Annotated in this window: 13 protein-coding genes and 3 pseudogenes; 3 read left to right on the top strand and 13 right to left on the bottom strand. The window is 66.7% G+C overall.

The window, feature by feature from the left end; translation table 11 throughout:
- The first annotated feature begins 366 nt into the window (after positions 1-366).
- Positions 367-591, top strand: a pseudogene (locus OG937_38285) (pyridoxamine 5'-phosphate oxidase family protein).
- A 203-nt stretch (positions 592-794) separates the two neighbouring features.
- On the top strand, positions 795-1,055 hold the full coding sequence (locus tag OG937_38280) for a hypothetical protein (protein WUD77140.1): 261 nt from the start codon (positions 795-797) through the stop codon (positions 1,053-1,055).
- Positions 1,056-1,240: 185 nt separating this feature from the next.
- Here OG937_38280 and OG937_38275 read toward each other — a convergent pair whose 3' ends face one another.
- From OG937_38275 to OG937_38220, 12 genes and pseudogenes are all read right to left on the bottom strand, one after another.
- Positions 1,241-2,437: a beta-lactamase family protein gene (locus tag OG937_38275; GenBank protein WUD77139.1), complete on the bottom strand. Its 1,197-nt coding sequence runs from the start codon at positions 2,435-2,437 to the stop codon at positions 1,241-1,243.
- Between the two features lie 56 nt (positions 2,438-2,493).
- Positions 2,494-3,279, bottom strand: a complete 786-nt coding sequence (locus tag OG937_38270) for a response regulator transcription factor (protein WUD77138.1) — start codon at positions 3,277-3,279, stop codon at positions 2,494-2,496.
- Positions 3,276-4,499, bottom strand: coding sequence for a histidine kinase (locus tag OG937_38265; GenBank protein WUD77137.1), 1,224 nt, complete (start codon positions 4,497-4,499; stop codon positions 3,276-3,278). The genes OG937_38270 and OG937_38265 overlap by 4 nt, the downstream gene beginning before the upstream one ends.
- A pseudogene (locus tag OG937_38260) lies at positions 4,499-4,776 on the bottom strand (SAM-dependent methyltransferase). Before OG937_38260 ends, OG937_38265 begins: the two are co-directional and overlap by 1 nt.
- Positions 4,777-5,102: 326 nt before the next feature.
- A complete protein-coding gene (locus OG937_38255) occupies positions 5,103-5,666 on the bottom strand; it encodes a dihydrofolate reductase family protein (GenBank protein WUD77136.1) in 564 nt (187 codons plus the stop codon).
- 357 nt (positions 5,667-6,023) lie between these two features.
- Positions 6,024-7,220: an MFS transporter gene (locus OG937_38250; GenBank protein WUD77135.1), complete on the bottom strand. Its 1,197-nt coding sequence runs from the start codon at positions 7,218-7,220 to the stop codon at positions 6,024-6,026.
- Between the two features lie 398 nt (positions 7,221-7,618).
- Positions 7,619-8,005, bottom strand: a complete 387-nt coding sequence (locus OG937_38245; protein ID WUD77134.1) for a nuclear transport factor 2 family protein — start codon at positions 8,003-8,005, stop codon at positions 7,619-7,621.
- Between the two features lie 588 nt (positions 8,006-8,593).
- Positions 8,594-9,979, bottom strand: coding sequence for a dihydrolipoyl dehydrogenase (gene lpdA, locus OG937_38240; protein ID WUD77133.1), 1,386 nt, complete (start codon positions 9,977-9,979; stop codon positions 8,594-8,596).
- A gap of 224 nt (positions 9,980-10,203) precedes the next feature.
- On the bottom strand, positions 10,204-10,764 hold the full coding sequence (locus OG937_38235; protein ID WUD77132.1) for a TetR/AcrR family transcriptional regulator: 561 nt from the start codon (positions 10,762-10,764) through the stop codon (positions 10,204-10,206).
- A 338-nt stretch (positions 10,765-11,102) separates the two neighbouring features.
- Positions 11,103-11,444, bottom strand: coding sequence for an N-acetyltransferase (locus tag OG937_38230; protein ID WUD77131.1), 342 nt, complete (start codon positions 11,442-11,444; stop codon positions 11,103-11,105).
- A gap of 98 nt (positions 11,445-11,542) precedes the next feature.
- A pseudogene (locus OG937_38225) lies at positions 11,543-12,455 on the bottom strand (NADP-dependent oxidoreductase).
- Between the two features lie 430 nt (positions 12,456-12,885).
- Positions 12,886-13,929: an alcohol dehydrogenase catalytic domain-containing protein gene (locus OG937_38220; GenBank protein ID WUD77130.1), complete on the bottom strand. Its 1,044-nt coding sequence runs from the start codon at positions 13,927-13,929 to the stop codon at positions 12,886-12,888.
- 733 nt (positions 13,930-14,662) lie between these two features.
- Here OG937_38220 and OG937_38215 point away from each other — a divergent pair.
- The gene (locus OG937_38215) at positions 14,663-15,292 is read left to right on the top strand and encodes a TetR/AcrR family transcriptional regulator (GenBank protein WUD77129.1); all 630 of its coding nucleotides are present in this window, start codon (positions 14,663-14,665) and stop codon (positions 15,290-15,292) included.
- 31 nt (positions 15,293-15,323) lie between these two features.
- Here the strand turns inward: OG937_38215 and OG937_38210 are convergent, their stop codons facing one another.
- Complete coding sequence (locus OG937_38210) at positions 15,324-15,629, bottom strand: N-acetyltransferase (protein ID WUD77128.1); 306 nt, start codon at positions 15,627-15,629, stop codon at positions 15,324-15,326.
- Positions 15,630-15,719: the final 90 nt, after the last annotated feature.

The raw sequence follows: 15,719 nt of genomic DNA, 5'->3' as shown, positions 1-15,719 counted from the left end.
GGTCCGAGGACCGGACGGGAACGGCGTCAAGGCGACCTCCCGCCGCGGCCCGGAGCGCTGCGGCAAGGCTGCCACAGGCCGCGACGTCGGGGTACAGGACAGCGGGGTCAGGAGGTGTCGGCACGGCTCTGATTGTGCCTGAGCCCCTGGTTCCCTGGGGCGGACGCAGTCGCCCCGGAACCCCGATCGAACTTGTGAGGCGGTGGTTCCCGGTGATCACGGCGTCCGGTGCGTTGGCTCTGTCGGCTCTGCCGCGTGCTCCATCGCGGAGGTAGCGTCGTCATACTTGCCCCGTCCTTCTTCGGGACCGCGCCCAACTGGCACGTGATCGCGCCACTGAGCGGTCCGGGACACCGATTTCGGGTCATGACTCACGGACCAGCGCCTCGCCACCGCCCGCCGAAGCCATCTCCGCGCTGCTCGGCGAGCAGTAGTTCGGCACACTCGCCACTGTCGGACGCAGTGGCCACCGCCACCTGACCACCATGCTGTACAGCTGGAACTCCGAGGCCCGGTTTGTGTGTTCTCGACGACGGCCGATCGCATCAAGGTGGGGCACTGCGCCGTGACCCGCGAGCGGCGCTGCATGTGTAGGGCGGCGACGCGTGAGGAACTACACCATTGACGCGCATATATGACTATTTGAGCCTGATGAGAAATTGAATTGCATTTCATGAGAAGCGGTGTTCTGCGGTGATTTGGCGGCTTCGGAGGGTGAGGATCAGTGCATGCCCGGCCGAACGGGCCGGGCAGTCCCGGGGCGTCAGCCCCGGTTCGTACGGAAAGGCCTGAACATGATCAACGGGTTGAAGAGGGCCGCGGCCTTGGGCGCGGCAACGGTGGCCCTGGCCGCGGGCGCGGTCGTCGGCACGGTCGGTACGGCGTCGGCCGCTCCGCAGGACCACCGGCCGCCGAAAGCGTCGCACCACTGCGCGAAGGTGGGGGGCCACTGGGCACGGCAGTGGCACCCGGGGTTCCGGGACCGGCACCACCGCTGGCACCCCGGCAAGTGGACCCGCGTCTGGCGCCCCGCCCATCAGGAGTGCCACCGCTGACCCCGTAGCCGACGCCGGCACCGGCCCGTAGGGGTGGCGGCGACCCGAACCGGAACCGGCCCCGACGCGCCTCCTCGACGGCGTGGTGGGGCCGGTTCGTCGTGCCACACCCCTCTTCGGGCTTGCCCCGGGCGTGGCGAGGAGGCGCCATCGCGATGACTCCGGGGCGCGGAGCGCCACCGGGCTCAAGCGGACGGAGCCCCGAACGCAGCCACTACCAAGGCCAGTTCGGTGGAGTTCATGTCCTCGCCCTTCGCGTCCGTGGCACCGACGTTCATCACCATCGTGCGGGACAGGTCGCGGGTGGCGGCGATCACGCTGGTGTAGCCGTACCGGCTGCCCGTCTTACCCCAGACCTCGCGGCCGCCAAGATTGATCTTGGACAGCCCTGCGCTGTAGGAGGCCGGGGCGCCCGAGCCGTACTCACGCACCGACGCCTCGGGCAGGGTGAACATCTCCTCCAGTTGCGGCCGAGGCACCAAACGACCTATGAACAGCGCCTGCAGGAACCGTTCCAAGTCGGCGGTGGTGGAGATGATGTCGCCCGCCGCGTAGCCCTGCGTCTGGCCCCACACCGTGACGTCGCGGAGCTCGGTCGAGCCGTCGGGGCGTGGAAAGGCCTGGTAGCCGTGGTTGTGGGGTCCCTCGATGCGCGGATCGGTGCCGGGGTACGAGGTGTTCTGAAGCCGCAGCGGCCTCAGAATGCGCCGGCCGACCTCCTCTTCGTAGGCATGTCCGGTGATCCTCTCGATCAGCAGACCGAGCACGGTGTAGTTGATGTTGAGGTAGTGCTGCTGGGTGCCGGGCGCGAACTCGGTCGGCTTCGCGGTCGCGTTCTCCACCATCTCCTCGGGCGTGTAGAGATCGAACCGGTGGGCGTAGGCCTCCTCGATGGTGTCGCCCGGCATGTCGGCCGCCGGGATGCCGCTCGTGTGGTTGAGCAACTGCCGCACGGTGACGTCCTTGTAGGCCGTGGGGATCAGTGTCGGCAGGTAGTGGCGTGCGGGCGCGCTCAGGTCCACCCTTCGCTCGGCGGCGAGCTGCAAGACCACCGCTGCCGTGAACACTTTGGTCACCGAGCCGGCCCGGAAGCGGCCGTGCGGATCGGCTGGACGTCCGCTGTCCAGGTCGTGCACGCCCGCGCTGCCGCGCCACGTGCCGTCCGTGCCGCCGACGCGTACGAGCGCGGCGGTGGTGTCGGAGTCGGGCAAGGTGCCGAGCGCCGCGCACAACGCCTCGGTGTCGAGCCCGCCCGTGTGCGCGGCGGAAGTACAAGAGGCCGGCGACAGGGGCGGAGTGGCCACAGCCGGTTGGGCCGCAGAGAAGGCCACGGCGGTCAGGGCGAGGAGAGCGGGCAGGGCGGCACGGGTACGGGCGTTCATCTTGTGATCTCCTGACGACGGGAAACGGCGCGAGCCGTTGCCTGCCATCCTGTTGATCACAGCCCCCGAGCGGATCGCCCGGGCGAGCGGTCTTGGTGCGCACGTCGACTCGCCCCCACGGGGGAGCCGGCGGGCCCGCCTCCTCCGGGTGAGGGATCGCGTACGGGGAGCCCGGCGGCGGCCGGTCCCCCCGCGGTGACGAGTCCGGTCTCGTACGCGCAGATGACCGCCTGGATGCGGTCCCTGAGCCCGAGCTTCGCCAGCACGTTGCCGACATGGGTCTTCACGGTGTGCTCGCTGACCGTCAGCGCGGCCGCGATCTCGGCGTTGGACAGTCCCCTGGCGAGGTGCAGCAGGGTCTCGCGCTCGCGGGCGGTCAGCGCGTCGAGCCGGTCCGACGCGGGCGCCCAGGCCGGCCGGGGCCGGCTCCTGTACTCCTCGACCAGCCGGCGCGCCACCGTGGGGGCGAGCAGGGAATCGCCCTCGGCCACCACCCGCACCGCGTGGACCAGATCGTCGCGCCTGACGTCCTTGAGGAGGAAGCCGCTCGCCCCCGCATGGAGCGCCTCGTACACGTACTCGTCGGAGTCGAAGGTGGTGAGCATGATCGTTCGGCAGTCGGTTGCCGCAATGATGGCGCGACACGCCTCGATCCCGTCCGTGCCCGGCATCCTGATGTCCAGGAGCGCAACGTCCGCGCCGTGGAGCCGCACGGCTTCCGCCGCCTCCTCCCCGTCAGCCGCCTCCGCGACCACCTCGATGCCGGGCTGGGCGTCGAGGATCATGGCGAAGCCGCTGCGTACCAGCTCTTGGTCGTCGGCCACCACCACCCGAATGGTCACCCGTCCACCTCCATGAAGACATCAGCGAGCGGGAACCGCACTCTCACCCGGAACCCTGTGCCGTCCGGGCCCGGGCCCGTCTGGACGGTCCCGCCGTGCGCCGCGGCCCGCTCTCGCAGCCCGATCAGACCGTGCCCCGTGCTCCCGCCCGGCCTGCCGCCGGTGCCGAGGGCGGCTCCCCTGCCGTTGTCGGTGACCGTGATCTCCACGGTCTCGGCGCCCAGCTCCACGCACACCGTTGCGGATTCCGCGGAGGCATGTCTGACCACGTTGGTCAGCGACTCCTGCACGATCCGGTAGACGGTCGCTTCGGTGGCCGGCGGCAGGGACCCCGGAAAACCCACGGTCACGTACTCGACGGCGAGACCGCCCGAGGCCACCTGCTCCACGAGCAGCGGAAGATCGGCCAGAGCGGGCAGGGGTTTGCGTGACGCGGGCTCCGGGGCCTCCGTGTCCTGCCTGAGCACCCCCAGCATCCTGCGCAGCTGCGTCATCGCGTCCCGCCCGGTCTCGGAGATGGCCTCGAACGCCGCTTCGGCACGCTCCGGCGCCGTACGGACCGTGACGGGGCCGGCCTCCGCCTGCACCACCATCAGGCTCACCGCGTGCGAGAGGATGTCATGCATCTCCCGTGCGATCCGGGCCCGTTCGGCCGCTGCCGCCTGCTCCACCTCGATGCGGTTCGCCCGCTCCAGCTGAGTTGCCCGGTCCTCCAGAGCGGCCGTGTAGGCCTTCCGGGTGTGCGTGAGCCGGCCGAACCCGTACGCCGCGCCGAAGAGGAACAGCGAGAACAGCAGTTCCCTGGCCTCACCGGAGTTGAGCGCCACCGAAGGGAATATCAGCGCAAGCGTTCCGGCAGCCACGGGGATGCGCCACCTGGCCGGGGTCAGTTCGGCGACCGTGTAGAGCGCCACCAGCGCGTTGTACGGCAGGGGCTGCCCAGGTCCGTCGAGCGTGAACCGGTAGAGCACCTGCGCGGCGAGGACCGCGGTGAGCACGGTCACCGGCGCCCGGCGCCGCCATAGCAGGGGCAGCACGCCGAGGGTCGTGAGGCCGTACGACGCCCAAGTGGCGGGCGGCAGTGCCGGCGCGCGCGGGACGACGAACGGGATGGTCTCGGCGGCCTGCACGAGCAGCATCAGCCCCGCGTCCACCGTCCAGGGACTGGTGAGCGGCTGACGGATACGGGAGGCGAGGAGCCTCAAGTGGCCGCCCATCATCAGGGTTTTCTGGCGGCCAGGCCGAACTGCGCCACTTCCGGGCCCTGTTCGGCCTGGTGGTCCGGGCGCCGGCGCGAGCAGAACACGATCCCGGGCTCCAGCAGGTCCAGGCCCTCGGCGAAGGACGCGACCTCTGCCTGGCTGAGGGCCACGATCGAGGAGTGGCACGGTCGCTCCAGAACCTTATCGCCTCCTCGTTACCGGCGCCGCCGGGTTCGAGTGTCGGATGGCCCAGCACGAGGTAACTGCCGGATGGAAGGGCATCGAGCAGAGTCCTTCGCCTCGCCGGTGGAGGGGGCGGAAACCGCCGATCGTCGGGCGAGCCCACGCACTCATATTGATCCGAAACGCTTTGTGTTCGATCAGGTCCTATCCGAGGCCGAGCAGGCGCGCGAGGGAACACCCCTCCGGCTGCGGCTCAGGCCGGCTCCGGCACTGCGCCGTCACGGGCGACCGCGTACAGCGTGACCCGCAGCAGCGTCCACACCCGCTCCGGTACCCGCAGCGGCTGTTCTTCGACCGCGAACTACTCGCCGACGGTATGTGGACGTGACCCGATCCGTCGCTGGTCGTCGTCGATGTCCCACCGCTCGACCAACGCGTTCAGCGCCTCGTCTCGTACCTGGTCAGGACCACGCCGCCGGGAAACGTCCGTGTCTCCACCAGGTTCAGCTTCGTCCAGCTGTCCAGCGCGGTGAAGAACGGTGTGCCGCTACCCACCAGGACCGGATGGGTGACGATCGCGTACTCGTCGATCAGCCCGGCCCGCATCGCTGCCCCGGCGAGCGCTGCGCCACCGACCCTCATCGGCCCACCGTCCTCGGCCTTGAGCCGAGTGATCTCCGCGACCGCGTCGACGGTGACCAGACGAGTGTTCCAGTCGACCTTGTCGACCGTCGAGGACAACACCACCTTCGGCGTGTCCCGCCAGTTCCGCGCGAACTCGATCTGCGCCGGGGTGGCGCCCGGCTGCTGGTCGCCGGTCGGCCAGTAGGCGCTCATGGTCTCCCACAGCTTGCGCCCATACAGCAACAGGCTGATCGCCCGCTCCTGGTCGAGCCACCACTGGAACAGCTCGTCGCTCGGCTCGCTCCAGCTGAGGTCGTCGCCGGGCGCGGCGACATAGCCGTCGAGGGACAGGTTCATGCCGTAGAGCAGTCTCCGCATGGCGCCAGCCTTCCGTCAGGTAACAGTTCTCGCTTGTCCCCGTTTTGATGTAGTGGGGGTCTCCGTTGTATCCACGACCTTAGCGAACCTGGTTGACCGTCTTACCTTTGTCACCTCGGTCGATTTGAAGGCGGTGACGATTCGGCCGGCCGAGCGACGGCGCCGTTGTTGGTACGCGGCCGACAATCCGCAACTTGCCGGACAGCTACGTCAGGTCGTTTGGGTCTCCCAGAAATCGCGTACGACGCCGGGGACACGTTGGCCCTGCCGACCGCCTCGAGCGCCGCGTCGAGACAATGCGGGGCGCCGATCCGGTTCTGGCTCCTTGCGCTGATCCGTGCGGCCATCGACATGCGTCTACATGTCGGTGTGCGGGTCGCGTGCAGCCAGGACGCTGAAGAGGGTGGCGACGATGGCGAGTACGGCGTATCCGAGGGCGATCTGCGGTAGCGAGAAGGCGTTCGAGAGTTGGCCGGAGATGAGGCTGGGGAAGGCGGCTCCGCTGTAGCAGAGGAGGTAGATGGCGCTGAAGATCGGGGCCCGGTCGGCGAGGGTGCTGCCGTGCAGTAGGCCGCGGGTGGCGGAGCTGATGGCGATGCCTTGACCGGTGCCGGCGACGATGGTTGCGGCGATGAACAACGCCAGTGTGCCTATGGCGATCGCTGTGATGATGCCGATCCATCCGGTCAGGAAGATGATCATGCCGATTCGTTGGGCCGCCGCGGATGTGAACCGGCCGCCGATGGGAGCGCCGAGAACGCTGGGGGCCATGTAGAAAGCGAACAACAGTCCGAGGATGAGCGGGCTGTGGGTGTGGAATTGATCTGCGACCAGTGCGGGCATGAAGGCCTGGTAGAAAGCCCCTGTCGCCCAGGTCGCGAGGAACACCGCGGCGGCGACAGGGAGCAGACGCCTGACCCGGGCCGGTATGCGGACCCGCGGTAGCAGTGATTGCCAAGCGCCCGGTGTCGGCTTCGCGGTTTCCGGGCTGATGACGACAAGTGCGGCAGACAGTACGAGGAAACCGGCGCACGCCACGTAGATGAGGTGGCGTGGCCAGGGGCCGAACTGGACCAGGGCGCCGGAGGCGATGGCGCCCAGGGTGAGGCCGAGCATGGGTCCCTGGCTGGAGGCGACGGAGGCCAGCCATTCCGGTCTGGTGGGTGCGGCGTCGACGATGTAGGAGGTGAGGCTGCTACTGGCCACCCCCGTACCGACACCCATCAGTAGCCGACCGGACAGCAGGGTCACGATGTCGTGCACGTTCAGCAGCAGCAGACAGCCCAGCAGGAGCAGGCCGAGACTGGCGATCGCGGTGGGCCGTCGGCCCAGATGACTGGACAGTCGTCCCAGCACCAACAGTCCGGCGATGGTGCCGACGGAGTTGCTGACGACAGCCAGCGAGATGCCGGCGTTGGTGAACCCGTCCTCGGCCCGGTAGGTGTTGAACAAGGGGATCGGTGCGGCCGACGCGGCAAACGAGGCCACCAGGGAGACCACCGCAGAGGAGAATGCCAGGTGGAGCGGTCTGCCCCGGCGGGTCAGGTTGATCACTGGTGCCACGTCCTGCATCGAACAGTGCCTTTCCATGAGTCGGTAAGTCAGGTCCCGATGTCGGTCGTGAACGCTCTGGTCTGCGCGAGCGCGGCGCGCTGCGTAATGCCCGCCTCGTTCCCCGACCGAAGTCCTCGGAAGCTGTGCGTCTGCCTGCGGCCGGGTGTGCGAGAGGACTACGGGGTCGTGGCCTGTTCGCATGCGGACAGCGCCGGCGTGGCCGACGGCGTTGGCGGCCGCACCGGCGCCGATTCCGCTGGTGGTGTTCGTAATCTGTACGGACTTGGGTGAGTACTGGAGTGAGGTCACGTCGTCTCGGCCTATTGCCGTCTCGTGACTTGCCTGTGGGCATGGTCCGTGCCTGCGGCGCGACCAGCAGCCTCGACCGCGTGGTCGGGTCAGGTGCCCGGAGCGATCGCACAGGCCGAGACGCAGACCCAACCACCCTCACGCTTCTGGTAGGTGTCCGTGTACAGGGCTTCCTGAGCCGCTCCGTCGGCGAGCATGGTGTACGTGGCGCGGCCGTGGACCAGGGCAACGTCACTGAGGATGCGGACCTTGACGTCGTGCACAGCGAGATCCTTGAAGGGCCGCGGCTTGGCGATGTACTCGAGGAACTCGGCACGGTTGCGCGTGACACCCGGAGTCTGCACGACGAAGTCCTCGGCGAGCAGCTCGCTGAAGCGTTGGACGTCGTTGAACTGGTCGGAGTGGACGTAGTCATTGTTGAGCTGCTCGAGGATCGCCAGATCTTCGATGGACTGCTTGGTGTTGGTGTCGTTCACTTTCTTGTTCCTTCCCTGCGTGTTGCGGCGTCGCTGCAGGTGGGCTGTTGTTTCGGTGCCGTGTACGCCGTGCCGGCGCGCACGGTTGTGGTCTGTCGATCAGGTGCTGGTCGACGCGGCGAACGAGCCCATCAGGGAGACCACCGCAAAGGGGAATGCCTCGCGTTCGCTATGGAATGCAGCCGTCGCGATCTGGGTGAAGAGACGGACGGCTTTCGCGCGCCACGGCCTCTTGGGAGCCCGGGCTTGGGCGTAAGCCGGGCAGCTCCTGCTCCGACCGAAGGCCACTGTTGCGACGCGCTTTCATCAAGCCTCTCAAAGGCAAAACGGGACTGTCAAGTCCTCTTATCCTTGGAATTGCCGATCACTTTCCGAGAAACACGCAGTTCAGAGGCGCAACGCCTGGGCGCAGCGCCGTGGAGTATGGACTGGTTAGCTCTTCGGAAAAAGAGGTGACAGTGGCTGGCGAGATGTGGCGGCCTGCGGCCGGCCCGGGCGCCTGCGCAGTGCTGGGACGACGACTGAACGGTGGCCGGTGACGGGCTTGGCTGCTACGCAGCGTGGGCGCCGAGCGGCGCTTTCGCAGGGTCAGACTTGCGAGTGCAGCGGTTTGCCTGTCAGCGCGAGAGCTGCCTCACCGAGCGCCTCACCCTGTGTCGGGTAGGCGTGGACGAGGCCGGCAACGTCCTGAGGACGCGCTTCCCAGTTGTAGATGAGCTGCGCTTCCCCGATCTGCTCACTGATCCGGTCGCCGATCATGTGAACACCGACGACTGCCCCGTCCTTCCTCCGGATGACCTTGACGTGCCCTTCCGTTCTCAACGTGCGGCTACGAGCGTTGGTTGCGAGGTCGTAAACGACGAAGTCGATGTTCTCGGCCCCGTACGCCTGCTTGGCTTTGGCTTCTGTCAGGCCGACCGACGCGATCTCAGGGCGGGAGAACGTGACGCGCGGGACGCCGTCGTAGTCGATCGGCACAGCGGTCCCCTTGGCCACTCGGTCGGCCACGAGGATGCCCTCGGCGAAGCCGACGTGTGCAAGCTGCGGAGTGGGGACCAGGTCGCCGATAGCGGAGACGGTGGGGACGTTGGTGCGCATGTACTCGTCAACCAGCACGTGGCCCTTGTCCATTACGACACCCGCCTCTTCGAAACCCAGGCCTCGCGAAGCAGGGCCTCGTCCGACGGCCACGAGCAGGAGGTCGGCTTCCAGCGCCTTGCCGTCTGCCAGGCGGACGCGGATGCCGTCCTGCGTGTACTCGCTGCTGACGAAGGGGACACCGAGGTGGAGGGTGATACCCCGCTTGAGGAACTCCGTCTCCAACCGGCTGGAGACGGTCTCGTCCTCCGTCGGGACAAGGTGTGGCAGGGCCTCGACAACGGCGACCTGGGCTCCGAACGACGACCACGCGGAGGCGAACTCGACGCCGATTACTCCGCCGCCGAGCACGATCACGGACTTGGGGACGTAGTCGAGGGTGAGAGCGTGGTCCGACGAGATCACTCGCCGTCCGTCGATCTCCAGTCCGGGCAGGGTTCTTGGAACGGACCCGGTAGCGAGTACGACGTGGCGGCCCGTGAGTCGGCGGCCTCCGACATCGACAGAGGTCGCTGATGACAGTCGGCCCTCTCCTTCCACATAGGTGATGCCACGTGCGTCGACAAGGCCGGTGAGCCCATTGCAGAGGCTTGAGACGACGCTGTTCTTGTAAGCGTGCAGGGCGTCCATGTCGATGCCTTGAAAAGACGAGCGCACCCCCACGTCGCGAGCGTGGCGGGCCTGATCGGCCAGTTCTGCCGCGTGCAGCATGGCTTTGGTCGGGATGCAGCCGTTGTGGAGGCATGTGCCCCCGAGCTTGTAGCGTTCGACCAGGGCGACGCTGAGCCCGAGCTGGGCTCCGCGCAATGCGGCTGCGTACCCGGCGCTGCCGGCCCCGAATACGACCATGTCGTAGGGCTCTTCGTTGTCGCTCATGTCATTGCTCCTTTATGGTCTGCCGGGCGGTTGCCCGGTCGGCGCCGCCCCCCGGTTGTGGCGGCACCGCTCCTATGGCACTCCGCCCCGAAGGACTGATCAGTCCATGGTGCGAGGAAACGGCAAGACCTTCTTGGGGGGAGAGAGGGGGGAGGACCGGACGGCGGACGGCAAGCCCGCACGTCCAGGCCGAGCAGTTCTCGTGCTGCCTCGTGCACCGCGTATCAGCCCACGGTGTACGTCTTCACGTGGGCTAGCGCCATATCCATGGCGATGCGCATCGGTTCGACGTCGCGTGTCATCTGGGCGAGCAAGTAACTTCCCTGCAGTGCGGCCATCACGGACACAGCGAGCTTTGCAGGATCGGCCTCCTCCTTGAGCGAGCCGTTCTCCTGCATCCGGCACAGGCCTGCCGTGATCAACTCCTGCCATTCGCAGAACTTCTCAGCGAGCAGGTTTCGGGCCGCGGGATCCTGAGGCGCGTGGGATCCAACGAGCGCACCCAGAGCGCACCCGTAGGCTCCGTCCTGGAGAGAGTTGAGGCGGATGATCGCATCGTTCCAGCGTTCCAGGGCCTGGAAGGAGCTCATCTGTTCCAGGTGCCGTCGGTCGCGATCGAGAATCTGCTGGGCACGCAACTCGATCACACTGTGTACAAGCTCGTCCTTGTCTGGGAAATGGCGGTAGAACTGGGACTTGCTGGTCCCGCTCACCGCTCGCACGTCATCCAGGGTCACCGAGTTGACACCCTTGACGTAAAAGAGGTCTGCAGCGGCCTGGATCATGCGAACCCGTGCTATGGATCCGCTAGTGATCGCCATTCTCTGCCCCTTCTGAGAGATTTGGAATCGATGGCGACGCGTGAGGGCGCAGTCCGGGGCATACCGTTGGCGCCGGCCATCAATGCCATTGGCACCCGGTTCCATCTCCTGCCTTGCCGGCCATGGGTGATTTCCTCACCGACACCGGCTCGTCGGCGGCCTCTCTCGGCTCACCGCTCGCCGCCGTCACTGCCCGCTCGCTCGGAAATGGCGACGAGGCCTTCGGCGGCCACGCTTGCGCATGACGCTAGGCCCAGCGCGAGAGAACCCCGCCGCACCTCGTTCCGCCGCAGGCGGGCGCCTCAGTTGCGGGCATCGTTGACGGCCCCCGACCCGGGATCGAGGATCTCGCGGAACTGGGGGTGCTTCTCGATGTAGCGATCCACGACGGGGCACCGGTTGGTGACTGCCGCGTCTTCCTTCACCAGGTCGGACAACGCCTCGCGGATCAATGCGGTCCCCAGGCCGCGGCCACGGTAACCCTCCTGGACGTACGTGTGCGTCAGGCTGTACTGAGCGCCCTTGCGCTCGTAGGCGAGCAGCCCCGCATAGTTGCCGTTCTCTTGAACCTCGTAGAACCTGTTGTCTTCGTCCTTGAAAACTCTGATCGAGCCGCTCGTGTCAGTCCACAGCACCTTGGCCATCGCTGTTCCTGTATCTGTGCTGGCTCCGTCTGGATGACGGGGCAATCCTGTCGATCACCTAGTGGACTAGATCGTCCTCTTGGAGGGTTGATGAGCCTTCAGCGAACGCGGATGATGGTCTTTCCCCTGACCCGCTCGGTCGGATTGAAAGCCGCGACCGCATCATCGAGGGTCGCGACGTTGCCGATGAGCGTACGCAGCCGTCCGTCCCGCACCCGCTGGACCACCTCACGCAGCTGCGCGATCAGACTCGACAACAAAGTCGATGGCCAGGCCGTCCGCAGGTCGCGCCTCCGGCGGGCCGGCGATGGTCACCAACGTTCCTCCGGCTCGAATCAGGCTCGCGGATCGCTTTCCTATGTCGCCACCGATGACGTCGAAGACCAGATCAACTCCGCCGGCGTCTTCCAGCGTGTCGTTGTCCAGGTCGACGAACTCCGTCGCGCCGAAGTCGAGCACCGTCTGACGATCGGCGGCACGTCCGGTGCCGATGACGTAAGCACCCGCCTCGCGCGCCAGTTGCGTCACCATCGATCCGACTCCGCCCGCCGCACCGTGCACGAGGACGCTCTGCCCCGGCTGAAGACGCCCATGCTCGAACAGGCCCTGCCACGCCGTCAGGCCCGAGATCGGCAGACTCGCGCCTACCGTGAAGTCGACATCGCCGGGCAGCGGCGCGAGGTTGCGCGCTTCGACGGCCGCATACTCCGCCAGCGTGCCGTCGCGGGTCCAGTCCGTGAGGCCGAAGACTCGCTGTCCCACGGACAGCCCCGTCGTGCCATAGCCGAGGGCACTGACCACTCCGGCGAGCTCATGACCGGGGATCGACGGTGTGCGGTCGCGGCCCAGGCGGTCCGTCCAGTTCGAAGGCCACGTCAGCTCCCCTGGGGTGAATCCGGACGCATGAACCTCAACAAGCACATCGTTCCCCGCCGCCTCGGGCGTGGGGCGCTCCGCCAGCCTCATTCCGGCCGTTCCCGCGGCCTGATCGGTCACAACAATCGCCTTCATCGGGTACTCCCTGCATCCCGTCATCGTCCGCGCGCCACGCACGCCCAGCTGCGAAACTAAAGTGAACTAAATGGTCCACAACTTTGGTCTGATCTGGACTCTAACAGCATACTCAAGTCGATGACTGGTCGAGATAGTCCCGTTCAAGGAGCCGGGCCAGCCCCGCTGGCGCCTGCAGCCGGGTCTCCGGGACGATGGCGACGACGGACAGCCCTGGGGACCGACCCGCCGCCCATGCGGACGGTGCCTCAGGCAGCCGGCGGATCGCACTCGCGCTCCATCGGTCTCCGCGGCCGGCCTGCCCGCGGCTGCGTACCATGCGGCGCCGACGCGCGGGCGGCTGGCCACCGGGGCCGACACGGAATCCTGCGAGGGCTCGACTCGCAGCAGGTGGGGTGGGGACTGCGCCGCCCCCCACGCGTGTCCGGGGTCAGGGCTTGATGAGCACCTTCAGGCTCCTGCGGTCCGCCATGTCCTGGTAGCCGGTCGGGACGCCGTCGAGGTCGGTGGTGGCGTCGAAGACCTTCCCGGGCTCAATGGTGCCGCTCAGGACGTCGGGCAGCAGTCCTTCGATGTAGGCGCGGGCCGGTGAGGGGCCGCCGGCCAGGCGGATGTTGTGGCGGAAGAGGCTGCCGATGCCAATGGGTGCTTCCTCGTACTGAGGGGCGCCAACCCGGCTGATGACTCCGCCTGGCCGGATGACGGCGAGGGCTTGATCGTAGGCGGGCCTGGTGCCGACGGCCTCCAGGACCGCGTGCGGACCGTAGCCGCCAGTGAGCTCGCGGACAGTTTCGGCGCCTTCCTCGCCGCGGGCGGGGACGACATCGGTGGCGCCGAACTCGCGGCCAAGGTCGGTGCGCGCCTGATGGCGGCCCATGAGGACGATCTGTTCGGCACCCAGCCGTTTGCAGGACAGGACCGCCATCAGGCCGACGGCCCCGTCGCCGATCACCGTGACGCGGGTGCGCTCGTTGACTCCGCCTGACACGGCAGCGTGGTAGCCGGTACAGAGGACGTCGGAGAGCGTCAGCAGGGAGGGAATGAGCGCCGAGTCCGCGGTGACGGGGAGCTTGACGAGAGTGCCGTCGGCCAGAGGGACGCGGATGGCTTCGGCCTGAGCGCCCTCGTCCGCCTCACCGTCCCAGAAGTTCGCCTGTGGGTGGACACAGGAGCTGTGCAGGCCCTCACGGCAGAACTCGCACGTGTTGTCGGAGATACTCCAGGGGGAAACGACCATGTCGCCGCGCTCGATGGTGGTCACCTCCGAGCCGGTGTCTTCAACGATGCCGATGAACTCGTGGCCCATCCGTGCGGGACCGTCCTCGGGCTTCAGCGAGGCGTACGGCCACAGGTCCGTGCCGCAGACACAGGATGCGGTGATCCGCACCAGGGCGTCGGTCGGGTTCTTGATGACGGAATCGGGCACGTTCTCGACGCGGACGTCGCCGGCGCCGTACATGAGTGCTGCGCGCATCAGTGATGCTCCTATTCCAGGTGGTGCCTGCGTGAGTGGTGGTGCGTTTCGGCTGGCCGCCGACCGGAGAATGCTGCTGATGGGCTTGTGGCGGCCTTCCATGTCGGGCCGAGTTCGCCCCTGCTCCGCCATCGCACCTTTTCCAGTGACCACACAGCGCTAGCGTTGATTACGGAACAGAGTCGTACTGTTCCGATGGGTGTCGTGGCCGAGCGGTCTGGACGCGCACTCGTTGGTGCGGAGCAACAGCCGCCGGTTGGACTGCGCAGCCTCTCGACCACTGCTAAAAGAATTGTCACTCCACTCAGAACGCCAGCGATAATCGTCGGTTATCAACTCCATAAGACGTGGAGCCCGCCGTCCTCTTCCGTTATAACGCAAACGAGAGGACCATGTAGTCCATGGAGTGACGCCTGTGAATGTCGCCATCGTCGGGGTCCTCACCGTGCCCACGGGGACCTGATGCGTGTCGGCGCGGGCTGCTGCCCAGAAGTCATCGTGAGGGGAAGTCGGGCCCACATTCGAGCGTTCCCCGGTTCGCATCCAGTGAGAGGCAGAGGTGGTCCATGTGACAGGCAAGTCACGCAAGTCACGCGCACCTGCGAAGGCCGCACCTCATGCGCTCGACGCTCCGGTGGGCACGGAGCAGCCGACTGGTACCCCCAAGCGCGGGTCGGCAGCGCTCTCAGACTCTTCCGCAGACCCGATGATCGCGCGTAGTAATATCGGGCACATGTCCGTAGATGATGCTCCTAGGCAGGAGCGGCGCCTGACCCCACGTGGGGCTGTCACCCGCGACCGCATTGTTCAGGCCGCTGCCGACCTTTTCTATGTGAGGGGCGTCAACTCGGTCTCACTCGACGACGTACGAGCGACAAGCGGGACGAGCAAATCTCAGCTTTATCGCCACTTCGCGGACAAAGACGAACTTGTCCACAGTGTCATCGAGCTGCGGGCCGATCAAGTCCTGAACCGTGACCGCCAAATGCTGGAGCGGATGAATTCCATTCGCGCGCTCGAGCGATGGAGCGACAAGGTCATCCATCTCAACTCTTTGCAGAACGGTGCCTACGGGTGCGCGTTGGGCTCGCTGGTCAGCGCGCGGGCGGCGCAGGACCCGACGTCGAGGAGCAAGCTTGCCGAGACGTTCGCTGAGTGGCAGCAGCTCATCTCGGCAGGCTTGAAGCGTATGCAGGAGAACGGCTCGCTGCGTGAAGAGGCAGATCCGCAGCAGCTCGCCACTGCTGTCATGGCTGCCTTGCAGGGCGGCTACTTGCTGGCTCAGACCGCGCAGGACGTTGAGCCGATGCGCGTCTCCATGCAGATGGCGTTGAACTACGTACGCTCCTACGTCGTGGACTGAGTCGGGTCCTCGGCGTTGGCGGCCGACTCGGTCAGCTCGATGAAGGCGAGACCCAGGTGCCTGAATGTTTCGCGTCGACCAGACTGATGTATTCGGGATTCTTGTGTATGAACCTGTCGACGACTGGACAGTAATTTGAAATGGTGTTTCCGCGGATGCGCAGAAAGTCCAAGGTGCTCTTGATGAGGACGTTGGAGAGACCGCGCCCTCGGAATGTGTCGTAGATGACCGTGTGCATCAATACGCGTCGATCGCCAATTTCCCGATAACCCATGTGGCCAGCCGTCTCACCGGCTACGGATATCTCGTAGCGATGCTCCTTCTCGTTGTTGCTCACCGCCACGGACGATTCCGCGTCTGAAAATATAACGTCAGGCATCTCAGCCCTCCAGTCCGTCACGAAGGCCCCATAGTGGGAAAGTTGCCA

The sequence above is a fragment of the Streptomyces sp. NBC_00510 genome, from assembly GCA_036013505.1.
Lineage (GTDB): Bacteria > Actinomycetota > Actinomycetes > Streptomycetales > Streptomycetaceae > Actinacidiphila.
Note: the sequence above shows the minus strand (reverse complement) of the source record. Positions and strands in the feature narration are given on the sequence as shown.

Coding starts and splice junctions, on each gene's coding strand:
- OG937_38255 (WUD77136.1), bottom strand. CDS start 5,666: ATGCGGAGACTGCTCTACGGCATGAACCTGTCCCTCGACGGCTATGTC.
- lpdA (WUD77133.1), bottom strand. CDS start 9,979: ATGAGCGACAACGAAGAGCCCTACGACATGGTCGTATTCGGGGCCGGC.
- OG937_38220 (WUD77130.1), bottom strand. CDS start 13,929: ATGCGCGCAGCACTCATGTACGGCGCCGGCGACGTCCGCGTCGAGAAC.
- OG937_38275 (WUD77139.1), bottom strand. CDS start 2,437: ATGAACGCCCGTACCCGTGCCGCCCTGCCCGCTCTCCTCGCCCTGACC.
- OG937_38215 (WUD77129.1), top strand. CDS start 14,663: ATGTCCGTAGATGATGCTCCTAGGCAGGAGCGGCGCCTGACCCCACGT.
- OG937_38280 (WUD77140.1), top strand. CDS start 795: ATGATCAACGGGTTGAAGAGGGCCGCGGCCTTGGGCGCGGCAACGGTG.
- OG937_38235 (WUD77132.1), bottom strand. CDS start 10,764: ATGATCCAGGCCGCTGCAGACCTCTTTTACGTCAAGGGTGTCAACTCG.
- OG937_38265 (WUD77137.1), bottom strand. CDS start 4,499: ATGATGGGCGGCCACTTGAGGCTCCTCGCCTCCCGTATCCGTCAGCCG.
- OG937_38230 (WUD77131.1), bottom strand. CDS start 11,444: ATGGCCAAGGTGCTGTGGACTGACACGAGCGGCTCGATCAGAGTTTTC.